The 16,105-nt window shown below is 30.3% G+C and carries 10 protein-coding genes and 1 tRNA gene; 2 read left to right on the top strand and 9 right to left on the bottom strand.

Annotated features, from left to right (window positions below; translation table 11 throughout):
* Positions 1 to 49 precede the first annotated feature (49 nt).
* Positions 50 to 1,063: a hypothetical protein gene (locus tag MR76_RS01035; RefSeq protein WP_158407222.1), complete on the top strand. Its 1,014-nt coding sequence runs from the start codon at positions 50 to 52 to the stop codon at positions 1,061 to 1,063.
* Between the two features lie 699 nt (positions 1,064 to 1,762).
* On the opposite strand, the gene MR76_RS01030 is transcribed toward MR76_RS01035, so the two are convergent.
* Positions 1,763 to 4,387, bottom strand: a complete 2,625-nt coding sequence (locus MR76_RS01030; RefSeq protein WP_044171434.1) for an FtsK/SpoIIIE family DNA translocase — start codon at positions 4,385 to 4,387, stop codon at positions 1,763 to 1,765.
* Positions 4,362 to 4,646 (bottom strand): YggT family protein, encoded by a 285-nt coding sequence (locus tag MR76_RS01025; RefSeq protein ID WP_024071840.1) that lies wholly within the window; start codon positions 4,644 to 4,646, stop codon positions 4,362 to 4,364. Before MR76_RS01025 ends, MR76_RS01030 begins: the two co-directional genes overlap by 26 nt.
* Before the next feature lie 150 nt (positions 4,647 to 4,796).
* On the opposite strand from MR76_RS01025, the gene MR76_RS01020 reads away from it, so the two are divergent.
* Complete coding sequence (locus tag MR76_RS01020) at positions 4,797 to 6,089, top strand: HlyC/CorC family transporter (RefSeq protein ID WP_024071839.1); 1,293 nt, start codon at positions 4,797 to 4,799, stop codon at positions 6,087 to 6,089.
* 795 nt (positions 6,090 to 6,884) lie between these two features.
* Here the strand turns inward: MR76_RS01020 and thiE are convergent.
* The 7 genes from thiE to clpX form a co-directional block, all read right to left on the bottom strand.
* Positions 6,885 to 7,940, bottom strand: coding sequence for a thiamine phosphate synthase (thiE, locus tag MR76_RS01010; RefSeq protein WP_024071838.1), 1,056 nt, complete (start codon positions 7,938 to 7,940; stop codon positions 6,885 to 6,887).
* Positions 7,941 to 8,446: 506 nt separating this feature from the next.
* Positions 8,447 to 9,268: a pyruvate, water dikinase regulatory protein gene (locus MR76_RS01005; RefSeq protein ID WP_024071837.1), complete on the bottom strand. Its 822-nt coding sequence runs from the start codon at positions 9,266 to 9,268 to the stop codon at positions 8,447 to 8,449.
* A 471-nt stretch (positions 9,269 to 9,739) separates the two neighbouring features.
* Entirely contained in the window at positions 9,740 to 10,567 is an 828-nt protein-coding gene (gene trhO, locus MR76_RS01000) for an oxygen-dependent tRNA uridine(34) hydroxylase TrhO (RefSeq protein WP_024071836.1), read from the bottom strand.
* A gap of 245 nt (positions 10,568 to 10,812) precedes the next feature.
* Entirely contained in the window at positions 10,813 to 11,724 is a 912-nt protein-coding gene (fmt, locus tag MR76_RS00995) for a methionyl-tRNA formyltransferase (RefSeq protein WP_024071835.1), read from the bottom strand.
* A 237-nt stretch (positions 11,725 to 11,961) separates the two neighbouring features.
* A tRNA-Ile gene (locus MR76_RS00990) sits at positions 11,962 to 12,035 on the bottom strand.
* A 426-nt stretch (positions 12,036 to 12,461) separates the two neighbouring features.
* Complete coding sequence (gene lon / locus MR76_RS00985) at positions 12,462 to 14,870, bottom strand: endopeptidase La (RefSeq protein WP_024071834.1); 2,409 nt, start codon at positions 14,868 to 14,870, stop codon at positions 12,462 to 12,464.
* A 9-nt stretch (positions 14,871 to 14,879) separates the two neighbouring features.
* Positions 14,880 to 16,100, bottom strand: a complete 1,221-nt coding sequence (clpX, locus tag MR76_RS00980; RefSeq protein WP_024071833.1) for an ATP-dependent Clp protease ATP-binding subunit ClpX — start codon at positions 16,098 to 16,100, stop codon at positions 14,880 to 14,882.
* Between the last annotated feature and the right edge of the window lie 5 nt (positions 16,101 to 16,105).

Raw genomic sequence — 16,105 nt, 5'->3', positions numbered from 1 at the left:
TATATGGTACCCTTTAATATATGTTTGTATTGTGTGTTCACATACGTTTGTGATCATCTCAGCTATTTTTAAGTTAACATGGTATAGAGCTATGATGGTAATGAAACATGGAGAAATACATCTTAATGAGCAATGTAAATATGGTCTAGGTAAACCAAGATCTTCATCTGAATTACGCACTTTTCTTAAAAATTTACTAGATAAAAAGCCTAAAAAAGTGATAGATTATAACAAATTATTTATAATGATCTCTTTTATTGGGCTAGTAATAGAAGCAGCATCTTCTGTACTCAATTTAGTATCAACCCATGTTTTTGTTTCTGAACGCACTAAACACATGGCAGCTGTTATTTTTTATATTACCTGTATAATAGTTACAGTTGCCATGATTATCAGTTCAGCACTTGCAATAAAAGAATCAGTAAATAACAAAAAGCTCATTCAAGATTCATCAGAAACATCAGGTAAGAAAAACAGTAATGAATCTATAAAACGTAATAGGTTGATAAAAAGACAGGCTGATATTCAAATTTCTGAGAATTCTCTTACTATTATTTCACAATTGATGTGGATCGTAGTCTCCGTCACATCATTAACAATGCTTTTTACAGTTGGTAACAACCCAACACTTGACCAACTAAGTTTATTCTTATCAGTCACTGCACCTTTTTTAGGTATCTTGTCTTGTGTTTTAAGGTTAGTAGATGCAAATATATCACGCAAAACAGGTAACTCCGAGAAACAAAAGAGACAAGCTCGTAGTTTCACAATCCTATGTGCTGTTATTTTAGCTTTTGAGGTGATTCATTGTAACTGTCATATTCTAGAAGCTATATCACTTGGTGGAAGAATGCATGATCTTTATAATTATCAAAATACTGCTGTACTATGTTTAGAACTGGTAACAGTACTTGTGTTTATTGTGGCATTCTTTATAGAAAAGTATATCGATAGCAAAGCTGAAAAAGAGCATGATTCAGGTGTCAATAGTCATCACTCTGGTAGTTTAGATGATGCTAGCATTACTTCTACTGAATCCCAGCTTAGTATTCAAGGCTGCTGAATTGTAGTTACAACTAACCCATTTTAATAAAAGATTTGAAGATCCAAAATTTATAATATCCTTGCCTTTCCAACAGCATAAGGTGTTCGCAGTACGATTCTTCGAGACAATAACTATATAAGAGACCACACCTAATATTATAGCAACTAAACCAGAATTAGTACTATTTTAGCTTATCATCCTGGTAATCCATAACAATGTGGCATTTTGAAAACCTTGAAAAACAAAAGCAGCCTCAAAAACTATATAGTAGCAATTATACAGTCATAACGAGCTAAAAAGTATTAATACAGAAGAAGAATTACAGTTTTTTTACTTAACTTACCATCTTAGTAACCATTAGATAATCTTTGAATCTATAGAAAGAACAGAATCAATTTAATGGATTCATACTAGGGAAAAAACTCTAGTACCATATTATCGGTTGTATATTAGTAAGTTTTCTGAAGAAAGAATTATATCAAAAGCTGCTACACTGCAGAAACAGTACTAAGCTTAACGTTTTACAGCAATATTAATAAATCAAAAAAACACACAGAAGGAGAATTTTAGTATCCTACTACTCACAGTTCTAGTACCATATGATACTTTCATCTAGAAACAGAATAGCAGTATTAAAAGTTAGATATATTATAAAATATACTAGAATACAATTTCGACAAACATATCAAAAAATGTTGATAATAGCAATTCCCTATATTACTCAAGCAATATTTCACGTTTCCCAGTATTTGCAATTCCAATAACACCATCTCTTTCCATGCGTTCTACTAAATTTGCAGCTCTATTATATCCTATTCTCAACTGTCTTTGTATATAACTAATAGAAGTTCTTCTATCTCTCATCACTATCGAAACTGCTTGTTGATATAATTCATCATCTCGCTCAGAAATATTATCATCTATACAGTAATCATAATCTTGTTGGACCTGTGTAATCCCTTCTATATACTCCGGAATACCTTGAGATTTTAAATATTCAACAATACTCTGTACTTCATCATCACTAACAAAAGCTCCATGAACACGTATTATCCTACCACCAGATACCATATACAGCATATCACCCATACCAAGTAACTGCTCTGCCCCCTGTTCACCAAGAATAGTCCTACTATCTATTTTTGACGTTACAGCAAAACTGATCCTTGTTGGAAAATTTGCCTTTATTACCCCTGTTATTACATCAACAGAAGGACGCTGAGTTGCCATAATTATATGAATTCCAGCAGCTCTCGCCATTTGAGATAATCTTTGTATCGAAGACTCAATTTCTTTTCCAGCCACAAGCATTAGATCTGCCATTTCATCTACTATTACTACAATATAGGGAAAAACACGAGGTTCTATTACAATCTTCTCAAAAATTGCTTCCCCTGTTTCTTTATCAAATCCTGTCTGCAATACTTTTTCAAGAACTCTATTTTCACTAATTGCTTCCTTAATTTTATCATTATAACCAACAATGTTACGCACTCCAATATCAGACATTAACCGATAGCGATTCTCCATTTCACTTACTACCCACTTTAAAGCAGCAATAGCTTTTTTAGATTCAGTCACTACTGGAGTTAATAAGTGTGGTATAGAATTATAGACTGATAACTCTAATACTTTAGGATCAATCATAATCATTTTACATTGATCCGGAGTTAAGCTATAAACCAGAGATAAAATCATAGTATTAATTGCCACAGATTTTCCAGAACCTGTAGTACCAGCAATAAGAATATGCGGCATTTTCACTAAATCAGCTATGACTACTTCTCCATCTATTCCTTTCCCTAAAGCTATAGGTAACTTAAGTTTAGAATCCCTATATTGTTGACTTTCTAACAAATCACGTAACATCACTATTTCCCTATAGTGATTAGGCAATTCTATACCCATAACATTCCTTCCAGGAATAACTGATATACGTGTCGACAAAGCACTCATAGAACGAGCAATATCATCAGATAACCCTATAACCCTCGATGACTTAGTCCCAGCAGACGGCTCGAATTCATACAACGTTACTACCGGACCATATCTAATATTAACTATCTTTCCATGTATAGAAAAATCCTTCAACACCTTGTCAAGTAGACTAACAACATTATTATCTGGACGAAATTCTCTTCCATCTGTTGGATTAGATTTAGATAAATAATTAACACTAGGTAATATAAACTCCTTTTTCTTTTTTTTTTCTTGAATTACTTGAAGATTTATCTGAGGTTTATTATAAACCATTTCTTCTCTTTCACTACCGCATTCATCATCATCTTTTTCATTATCACTATACCCATCATCATCTTTTTCATTATCACCATACCCATCATCATCTTTTTCATTATCACCATACCCATCATCATTTTCTTCATTATCACCATACCCATCATCATTTTCTTCATTATCACCATACCCATCATCATCTTCTTCATTATCACTATATCCATCATCATCTTCTTCATTATCACCATACCCATCATCATTTTCTTCATTATCACTATATCCATCATCATCTTCTTCATTATCATCATATTCATCATCATCTTCTTCATTATCATCGTATCTATCATCATTATTTTCTTTAATTTGATACTCTAATCCTTCTCTATCTAAAAAATCCAACTCGTCTGCTAATCCGTCTTCTACTACTTCTTCTATCAACTCTTTTGTTAACCCTTCCTCATTTAGTAAATTTTTAACATTGTAAAACTCTTGAGCTTGCCCTACATCTTGATGAACTTCTTCTCTTTTAGTAACATCACTAGTATTGCTATGTTTATGAGTCAACTTACTAAATATTCTTAAAAAGATACCATAAAGATATACAACTTTTTTCCAACCAATAATCCCAGCAATACCTACTAGTATTATAGCAAGTAGCACAATAATTGGAAAATTATGAAAATAAGTACCTAAAACACCACAATAATCACACTTATGAATGATCTTCAGAGAAATATTCGATATCAGTCCACTTATCCCAGACACAATAACAAGGCTATTAATAAGGTACAAATAAATGTTCCTATTAATACCATATAAGATATTAACAATACAAAAGATCATTAAAGGAATTATCACAAGACTAGATATGCCAAATATCTGTACTAAAATATCAGCTACATGAGATCCAATAATCCCACACAAATTTTTTACAGGAGAGTCAGTTGCCACATTGAAAGATACATCATCAGCATGATAAGTAAGGATTGATAAAGATATAAATGCTACAATAAAGGACAGTGACAATATTCTAATAAATAAAAAAGCTCTATTAAGTACAGATTTCATAGCCTCAACTATCTTACCCAAAATAGTAACGCAAAGCATACCTTACAAAATTAATAAATACTAATAACAGAAGAGGTGAAAGATCAAAATTATAGGAAATAGTAAAAGGAAAAATCCTTCTAATAAAACCCAAAGCAGGAGATATTAACTTAGATAATAACAAAAAGACACTATTAACAATCTCATTATACCTATTTACAATATTGAACACTATCAACCAGCTTAATATTATCCAGAGTATCAAAGAGAAATTATAAATACTCAACAATGTATCAAGTAAATATACTAAAGGATGCATAAAGTAATAGTTCTCTAAAATTAATAATATATATTAAACATTGAGTGTACAATACACTAAAATTATAGTCAATCAAAAGAGAAAAATTCAACTTGAAAAACTCAAGAGTATTATTTATTATGTAAAGTTTACTTTAATTTTTGATCCTCAATGGGTTTATTAGTAACTTCAGTACTTAGTATACTTATACTACTAATTTTATCTGCGTTTTTTTCTGCTGCAGAAACAAGCATAACTTCAATTAGTAGCTCGCTTATCCACAAATTAATGTTACAAGGTAATAAGAGAGCTCAAATCATTAACACATTAAGTCAAAAGAAAAAGCTTGTGATCAACACTGTGTTAATAGGTAATACTATCATAAACATAACAGCTTCCTCTATTGCAACAGCAATTTTTATTGAAATTTTAGGACCGCAAGGAATATTGCTTTCAACTGTTATTATGACATTTTTTATATTAATATTTTCTGAAGCATTACCAAAGAGCTATGCTATACTCAATCCAGAAAAGACTGCTTTACTCATATCGTGTCCGCTATCATTTTGTGTGTTAATTTTATCTCCAATAACATTATCGATACAATACATGATAGACTTTATCTTAAAAATTCTAGATATGCATAAAGATAAAGAAATTATTTCAGCAGCAGAAGCTATGAGAAACTTAATATCATTACATGACAGTAAAGGAACTATGCTTAAACAAGACTTAGACATGTTAAGTAGCATATTAGACTTGGCAGAAACAGAAATTTCACAAGTAATGACTCACAGGAAAAATTTACTAGCTTTTAACATAGATATAAATATAAATGATCTAATAAAAAAGATACTAGCAAGTTCTCACAGCAGAATACCATTGTGGAAAAACCAAGAAGATCAAATTATAGGAGTAGTACATGTCAAAGATGTAATAACACTAATACGAGAAAAAGGTAAAAACATTACTCAAGAAGACCTTTATAGAGTAATGACAAAACCATGGTTTGTTCCAGACACAACTTTATTGAGTGTACAGCTTCATAACTTCCTAAAAAATAGAAAACATCTTGCCTTAGTTATAGATGAGTATGGAGCATTACAAGGAATAGTAACACTAGAAGACGTTATTGAAGAAATAGTTGGAGACATAACAGATGAACATGATATTACTACAGAAGCTCCTATAAAACAAATTTCTGAAAATATATATCATATTAACGGGTTTACTTCCATTAGAGACATTAATAGACAATTACGTTGGAATCTACCTGATGAAGAAGCATCAACGTTAGCAGGAGCAATTGTATATGAGGTCGAACGTATACCTGAAGAAGGAGAGGAATTTTTACTATACGGATTATCATTCAAAATACTAAAGAAAAGTGGTCATACTATTTCTAGTATTCAAGTTGACACATCTCCACAAGATATATCCATTATAAAACATAAGGTAGAATAATAAATGCAACCGTTTATGCTTTTCCACTATAAAATGAGGTATAAAACATCTTTTTAAGATCTAAATAAATGATCCAACATCTATTCAGCTAAAACAGAAATATCTGTTATTAAAGCCCACATGAAATTCAACAATTTCATCCAAAATTTTTTTACATGATGCTGATAAAAGATAGTCCATCATCATAATAAACAAGAATTGATAAAAGAACAAATGTCATAATAAAAAGTAGTAAAAATACTTAAAAAAGTTTTATTAAGTACAGATTTAACATCTACAACTGTTTTATCCAACATAATAATGAAAAATATACCATCCAAAATTAAAAAAATACTAACAATACAAGATAGAAAAAAATACATATATTACAATAAATATAGTATTCTCAAGCAGATTTCATATAAGCACAAATCATTATTAAATAATAAATCTATTGATCTCATATAGTAAAAGGTAAATTTAAGTGTAACATGCAATTTAAATATCAAAACACCTAAAAGATACCTAAACTATGGTCATATATATAATGTCATCGTTTCTAAAACATGTGAAGATAAACACGTTATTCATTATGCATATACTTCATAATAAGTTTATACATTCACTATTTTCAAGCGTATAATTATTAGGTAAGAATTTTGAATCACTACAATAAGATATTTATTTCACCAATAAATTTTTTATTACTTAATAACATTAAGATCCTAATATTGCTTTACAGATTTAAAATTCTATAGATCTATAGGATACACAATCTATATCACAATTTTATACATAACAAATATATGTGAATATTCAATAACATATAGATTTACATTTTTGTATAAATTCATATGTAACATTATCAGGATGTTTACTATTTAAAACTGCCGATATAACAGCTATTCCATTAACACCAGTTCTAATTACTGAATCCACATTTAGCAAATTAATTCCACCAATAGCCACAATTTTAGATCGTAAATTTCTAACCCAATAGTCAAGCAAATTCACACCCTGCGGCATAAAATCCATATTTTTTAATGTAGTTGGGAAAATAGGACCAAAAGCAATATATGAAGGACGAAAACATTTAGCTATTGCTAATTCATGATAACAATGAGTACTAACACCTAATCTCAACCCTGCATTAAATATTTCATTAAAATTTGCACCTTTTAAATCCCCCTGCCCTAAATGTACTCCATAAGCCTTATACTTTATTGCAAGCTGCCAATAATCATTTATAAATAGTTTAACATCATTTTGATTCGCAATATGAATACCTTCTTTTATTTTTTCTTCTATTTTTTCTATTAGCTCATCCTTAATTCTTAATTGTACAACTTTAACTCCTAAATCAATTACATATTTTAACCAAAACAAATCTGGTACTATTTGATAAAAACCTATAGGATCAAGTATAGGATGAAAATTTTTATCAAAGTAATCATCTTTATTGAGCATAATAGTTGGAAAACATTCTTCATCTAAAAAACTAACGTTCTTAACAGATCTATTAGCAAAAGCTCTGGCTATAACTAAAGCATCTTTTTGAAAATCATAAGGATTTAAACACTTGCTTACTAATGTAGATGCTTTATATACAGACAAGAAATCTTCTTTGGTATTAGATGATATTCTGTTATATAAAAACCATAAGCCCTCTACTCCATTAAAATAATAGTCCCAGCACTTATCGTGTTTTTGATCTATAACATCAATAACATATATGCTCTTCTTTTTTATAGAGTATAAGAAATCTACACTTCTAACAATATCTTCAGGATCTTCTAACCGACTAGTACAACAATATTGTACTAAATCCCTTTTATCTACAATACATACTTCATTCAAATCATTTTCAAACATAAAAAAGCTATAACATCAAATCCATACAGGTATACAATGATAAATCACATAGAAATCCCAAAACCTTAAAAATACACAACATACAGTCACATAACATACGAAATTACAAAATCAGCAAACTATGTAACATATTAAAAATACACTTATTATACAAGACAGACAAACCTTATTAAGATAAATTATGTACAAGACACCTATATTCTACAGATACATCGATAACAAGATTTGCTATCCCTTAATTGATTTACTAAAATTGATATGTATTTCACATCACAATTTCATCAATAAAATTACCTGACATACAATCTGTTCTTATCAAAAAAGAAAATCTACATTTCACAAATTAGAAAAGTAGTTAAGCATTTTATTTAATACACACACTTCACATGCACAGCACACCTAGTACTATCAATGCTGCATTTTATTGAAATACTGAATAATCGTTGCTGCTATTTCCTCAACTTATTTAATACACACACTTCACATGCACAGCACACCTAGTACTATCAATGCTGCATTTTATTGAAATACTGAATAATCGTTGCTGCTATTTCCTCAACAGATTTTTGCGTAACATCTATAATAGGCCAACCATTTTGAACACATATCCTTTTTGTTTCTTTAACTTCCATCAGTACATGCTCATAATCAACATACTGATAATTATTTTGATTCTTCATAGAAACTAATCTTGCCCTTCTTATTTCTATTAACCTATTAATATCAATAGTTAATCCTACAATAAGTTTATTCTTCATGTTCGACAGGTCTACAGATAAGTCAATAGAATGCACTAAAGGTATATTCACTACCCTATATCCACGATAAGCCAAGTATATACTGGTTGGAGATTTTGAAGTTCTAGAAACACCTAAAATAATTATATCAGCTTGATCTATATCCCAAAGATTCTGTCCATCATCATGTGCAATAGTATAATTAATTGCATCTATACGGGTAAAATATTCATCATCTAATCCAATATTAGTATTAACATATGGATCTTTCTTAACATGTAAATAACAAGAAATTTCTCTAATAACATGTGATAATACAGGAATACATGGTATCTCATGTACACCAGCTTTTTGTTTCAAATATTTTCTTAATTCATCATCAAACATTGTATACATGATAAAATTATACTTATCCTTTTCAATCAACGACATTATTTTATCTATCTGCTCATAATCATTAATAAATGACCAAACAAATTCACTAACTTCTATAGATTTAAAATGTTCTAATGCAGACCTAGCCACTGAAGCAACAGTTTCACATGTAGAATCAGAAATTAAATGCAGATTTAAAATAATAGGAGTACTCATATAAAATAGATTACTGATATAATATAAATGCTAACAATAGCTTCCAAAAAAATCTGTTTCATTTAAGTGCACGTATACAGCAAGAATAAGACAAACAATTTTTTTTATTAAAGCTCCGACTCGTATTTTTTATAACATATTTTAACAATCGATATTACCTCACTATTGAAGAAGTCGCATGCAGTGACTACAAAACATAAACTTAACACTAATATTGATATTAACAATAACTATATAAGTTATTATTAATTTATAAGAAAATTATAAATAAATTTTAGTGGATACCTAAGTAGAATAAATATTAATTTATTATTCTTTATCTAAAAACCTATGACTTTATTACTCAATATTTTTTTATTATTCTACCGTATAGATATCTACTAATCAACATACATTTTATGAATAACAAAATTCAGAATACAGTATTAACAGTAACATTATAACTATAGCAATACATACCAGGTAGCAACCTTATATTTTTACACTTCCCTTACAATTAAAACATAATACATGCCCTCGAGTTACCGACTTCATTTCTTCTGGAGTAACACAAACATCACATGACATACATTTTACACTAGCAGGAATTAATTTATCATCAACTACAATTCTATCATCAAAAGTAAAACAATCACCTTCCCAAAGATTATTCTTATTTTGAGTACTTTTAAAATATTCCAATATTCCTCCCTTTAAATGATACACTTTACTAAAACCTAAATCTTTCATAAAAGCTGTAGATTTCTCACATCTAATACCACCTGTACAATACATTGCTATAACAGGATCTTGCTCTACTTTATCAGATGCCCAAGAAACAGCCCATTCTGGAAAATCACGGAAACATTTAGTTTGAGGATTTATTGCATTCTTAAACTTTCCAAAATTGATTTCATAGGTATTTCTAGTGTCTATAGTATAGACATTAGGTCTAGAAATTAAATCATCCCAATCTTGTGAAATCACATACTCCCCACATACAGAATTATCAAGATCTTCAATACCCAAACATACCAATTCCTTTCTTAATTTAACTTTCATTTTAGAAAAAGGATTATGTATAGCAAAACTTTTATGATATTGTATATTTTTTAATCTATCATCCAGATTCAGAAAAGAGAAGAACTGATCTAAAGAACTTTGCTCATCCGCTGCTATTGTAGCATTAATTCCCTGCTCAGCTAAAATTATAGTACCTTTTATACCATGTTGTATACAAAACTCCCTTAATACAGGTTGAATATCATAATAATTAGATAAATGTACAAAACGATAAAAAGTTGAAACTACGTACCCCATATTATGCTTCTCTTGAACCCCCTCAATATCTCTAATATATTTCATAAAGGCAACACTGTCAATTAAGCTTAACTGGCAACTATTACACATTACTATAACACTACATAGCTCTCATATCTTAGCAACAGAAATTATCAACAGGTAAAATTCTTTGGAAGAATAAATACATATAGAAATTACGACTAATACATCGTACGAATATGTACATTCTATTAATACATGTGCTTAAATAAAATTTACACAGATTAAGTAATAGAACTATTTAAAACACTATGACCGTGTATAAAATCATTAATATTACACGGATTCCTTCCTTCAAGTTGTACTACAAGTGGAACCAAAACACTGTTTTTACATTTAATATTCATATAAGAATCAATAACTGTTCCAGGTTTCAAATCCTGAACATCGTCACCAGAATAATAATTAGCCTTCAATATTCTGAGTCTTTTACCATTAAAAAACAAAAATGCTTTAGGGTACAAAGCTCTAATTTGCCTACATATAACCTGGGCTGTTTCATTACAATCTATATGGAAATCTGTTATCTTATTAGTATACGTCGCATCATCATCATTCTGCTTAATAGGAACTAAATTATCAATATTGTTTAGTACTTCAACTAACATTGAACTCCCTAGGTTAGATAGTTTTTTGCTTAAAGTTTCAATATTATCTTGTTCATCTATAGGAATATCTCTTTGTAATAAAATATCTCCTTCATCGAATAGCTCATTCATTTGCATAATGGTAACTCCAGTTTTTTCATCACCTGATAGAATTGCATAATGTATAGGTGCTGCCCCACGCCACCTTGGCAATAATGACGGATGTATATTTATACATCCGTATTTAGGTATTGATAATACACCCTGTGGAATAATTAACCCATATGCAACTACTACAATAACATCTGGATTTAACGCTAAAATTCTTTCCTGCTCATAATCATGCTTTAAAGATTTTGGAGTATTAACCTCTATATTATTTTGCTCAGCAATAACATGAATAGGTGTTTTAGTCAGTATTTTACCTCTCCTTCCAGCAAGTTTAGGAACTCTCGTATATACAGCAACAATCTCGTGATTTTTCTCTTCAATAAGACACGATAATGCTGATATAGAAAACTCAGGAGAACCCATAAATATTATTTTCATAGCAAAATCTATTCAGTTACATACAGCCTTATTTATATCAAATATATAAATAAGGCAAGACTAACCCAGTGGGCTCTTTAATTTTTACAAAAAACATTATGTAACAACACAATATAGATACAAAATTTAGATCATATTTGCTGAAGACAAAACCAAGCATACAACTTGTAAAAAAACAGACTAAATTGTACTAAACTTTAGTTCTAAATATAACAGTACAAAACAACTTACTAGAGGTAGGGCTGGTAGGACTTGAACCTACGGCCATATCGTTATGAGCGATCCGCTCCAACCAACTGAGCTACAGCCCCATAGTTACTAAGAAACATAAATGATATTTTTATGTATCATATACAACAGCAATTTACAACAAAAAATTAATGCTATAATACTTTAAAACATTATTGAAATACTATTAAATAATCTTAACATATATCACATCATACCTAATCAACATCTATATTTTCTATCATAAACTCAACTTTCACCATAGTACTTATACCTGCACAAGTAATCCAAAGACATAACTTATTTTATTAAAAACCACTCTATATTGCTAATATTAACTTATAAAAAACCCACTAGTATACCAAAGAAACCATCCACTAAACCAACAAACAGATTCAAAATATTGCTCTAAATCATAATTCTAATTGATAAAACTATGTGTTACTACACTATAATAATAACCAAACTAACCACTTTTAATAAAAAGCTTTTATAGAATTATATACGTGCTAATGCTGTACTGCATCTACATCATCAATCTCCACCATATCTTGTGTTACAATATGATCTTGCTTTATAATATCAACAATCTGACAAGTCAATGCTGCACTAATTACTTCATCAACATTGGAAACAAAAATTAATTCTAACCCTTTCTTAATATTATCTGGAATTTCTACAATATCCTTTTCATTTCTAGACGGTAATATAACTGTTTTTATCCCACTTCTCAACGCAGCTAATAGTTTTTCACGCAAACCACCAATAGGAAGCACTCTTCCTCGTAAAGTTACCTCACCAGTCATAGCAACAGTATTCTTCACTGAAATATTAGTCATTAATGATACAATTGAAGTACACATAGCTATACCTGCTGACGGCCCATCTTTAGGTACTGCACCCTCAGGAACATGAACATGTATATCATTTTCTAAAAATTTCTTGGGATTTATCCCAAAACTTAAGCATCTAGAACGCACATAGCTATATGCAGCTTTGACAGACTCTTGCATTATTTCACCCAACTTACCCGTATACTTAACTTCACCTTTACCAGACATTAACACCGACTCTATTGTCAGTATATCCCCTCCTGAATCAGTATAAGCTAATCCTGTCACCATGCCCACCAGATTTTCTTTTTCTATCATACCAAAAGTAAATTTCCGTACACCTGCATATTTCTCAATATTATCCATATCTACAGAGATACTTTTTACTTCCTTATTAATTAATATTTCCTTTACTGCCTTCCTCATAAGATTAGCAATCTCTCTCTTAAGGCTTCGTACTCCACTTTCCCTAGTATATAGTCTTATAAGATGATATATTGCATCATCAGAAATGTTCCATTCTTTCTCTTGTAATCCATGATCTTTATACAACTTCGGTATCAAATGTGCTTTAGCGATTTCTAATTTTTCATTTTCTGTATACCCAGATATATTGATTATCTCCATACGATCAATTAATGGCTTACTTAAATTCAAAGTATTTGCTGTCGCAATAAACATAACATTTGAAAGATCAAATTCTACCTCTATATAGTGATCAACAAAATGTTTATTATGCTCAGGATCTAATACCTCAAGTAATGCAGCAGTAGGATCTCCTCGAAAATCAGAACCTATTTTATCTATTTCATCCAAAAGGAACAAAGGATTACATGTTTTTGATTTCTTTATCTCTTTAATAATTTTACCTGGCATAGCTCCTACATAAGTCCTACGATGCCCTCTTATTTCTGATTCATCATGTATTCCACCTAAAGACATATGTATAAAACTCCTACCTGTCGCCTCAGCAATTGACCTAGCAAGCGAAGTCTTACCTACACCAGGAGGTCCAACTAAACATAATATAGGACCTTTAGGTTTTTTAAGACGTTTTAAAACAGCCAAAAATTCTAATATTCTTTCTTTTATTTTATCCATCCCATAGTGATTATTATCTAATATTTTTATAGAATTACTCATATTAATTTTTGAATTCGAATATTTACCCCATGGTAAATCAAGAACCCAATGAAGATAGCTAGATATTATATTAGCCTCTGGAGACATAAAATTCATCTTTTTATATCTCTTTAAATCAGCCATAAGACGTTCTTTAGCTTCACTAGAAAGTGGTGTAGAGCTTATTTTTTTCTCAAATTCACTAGCAGAATCTACATCAACACTAGAACTATCACTTTCTTCTAGTTCCTTCTGTATAGCCTTTAGTTGCTCATTTAAATAATAAACTCTCTGAGTTGTCTCAAATTGTGACTTAACACGATTGCGAATTTTTTTCTGAACATTTAATACACTAATTTCCAATTTCAAGAAATCATATATTTTCTCTAATCTTTTAGCAACGTTGAACGTTTCAAGAACTATCTGCTTATCTGAAATCTTTATACTCAGATGTGATGCTATAATATCAGCCAAATGACTTAACTCTTTCATATCATAAATTGATGCTGCAGCTTCTGTTTGGATTTTTTTGCTCAATTTATTCCAACTATCAAACTCACTTAATACTGATCTTTTTAATGCCTCCAGTTTATCGTCAATTACTGAATCTACATCCTCACATACAACAGATACCTGTGCTTTAAAAAACATATTATCTTCAACAATCTCCAGTACTTTTGCTCTACTTTCTCCTTTAATTAGAATTTTAACAGCACCATCAGGAAGTCGTAATAACTGTACAACTTCTGCTATTGTCCCTACTTTATATAGATCATCGGCAGTGGGATTATCGACAGAACCATCAATTTGTGTCAATAATAAAATCTTGCAATCATTGTGTTGAGCAGCATATTCTAAAGCATTAACAGATCTTTCTCTTCCAACAAATAACGGTATTACTACTTGAGGGAATACTATAGTATCACGTAATGTGAGTACTGGTAGTAAAGTTTTATTTTTCATATAATACCTTTAATGTTTTAAAAATAAGTGCGAGCTTACCATTAACTTTTCAACCATCTCCTTACTAATTACTAGTTGATTAACATTAGAATCTCCAGGACTTTCAAACATTAAATCAAGTAACAATGCTTCTAAAATAGCCCTTAATCCTCTAGCTCCAGTTTTTCTTACAGCAGCCTTTTTTGCAATTACTGACAATGCACTATCATCAAACTGAAGGTTAATATTATCCATTTCAAAAAGTTTTTTATATTGTTTTACTAGGGAATTCTTTGGCTCAACTAAAATACGGCACAAAGTTGCCTCATCAAGCTCACCCAAAGATGTAATAACAGGGATCCTACCAACAAACTCCGGAATTAACCCAAATCTCACTAAATCCTCTGGCTCAGTATAACAGAAAATATCTTTATTCTTTGACACTTTTTGTACATTTGCTTCAAATCCCATACTACTACCCCTATGACGGGATTCTATAATTTTATCTAAACCATCAAACGCACCACCAAATATAAATAAAATATTATCAGTATTTATTTGTATAAACTCTTGATGCGGATGCTTCCTACCACCTTGAGGTGGTACAGAGGAAACTGTACCTTCAATGACTTTTAATAAAGCTTGCTGTACACCTTCACCAGATACATCACGAGTAATAGAAGTATTTTCAGATTTCCTAGATATTTTATCTACTTCATCAATATAAATTATACCACGTTGTGCTGCATCAACGTTAAAATTAGCTGCTTGCAACAACTTTAATAATATATTTTCTACATCTTCCCCAACATACCCTGCTTCTGTTAAAGTAGTAGCATCAGCCATTGCAAAAGGAACTTGTAAAACCCTAGCTAAAGTACGAGCTAATAATGTTTTTCCAGATCCAGTAGGACCAATTAACAAAACATTTGACTTAGAAATCTCAACTTCGCTAATAACACTTGAATTTGACAAACGTTTATAGTGATTATATACAGCAACTGATAAAACTTTTTTTGAGTGCTCTTGCCCTATAACATATTCATCAAGAACCTTCTTTATTTCTTTCGGTTTTAAATCAAGAGTATCCATTTTTTTATAAGATCTACTCTCTTCCTGTAATATACCACTACATAAATCAATACACTCATTACAAATAAAAACTGATGGCCCAGCAATTAACTTGCGTACCTCACTATGAACCTTTCCACAGAAAGAGCAGCTACAAGAATTTTTTTCATTATCTGCCATATCTC

It is taken from the genome of Ehrlichia muris AS145 (assembly GCF_000508225.1).
Taxonomy (GTDB): Bacteria; Pseudomonadota; Alphaproteobacteria; order Rickettsiales; family Anaplasmataceae; genus Ehrlichia; species Ehrlichia muris.
The sequence above is the reverse complement of the archived record's forward strand: the minus strand, read 5'-3'. Positions and strand labels throughout refer to the sequence as shown.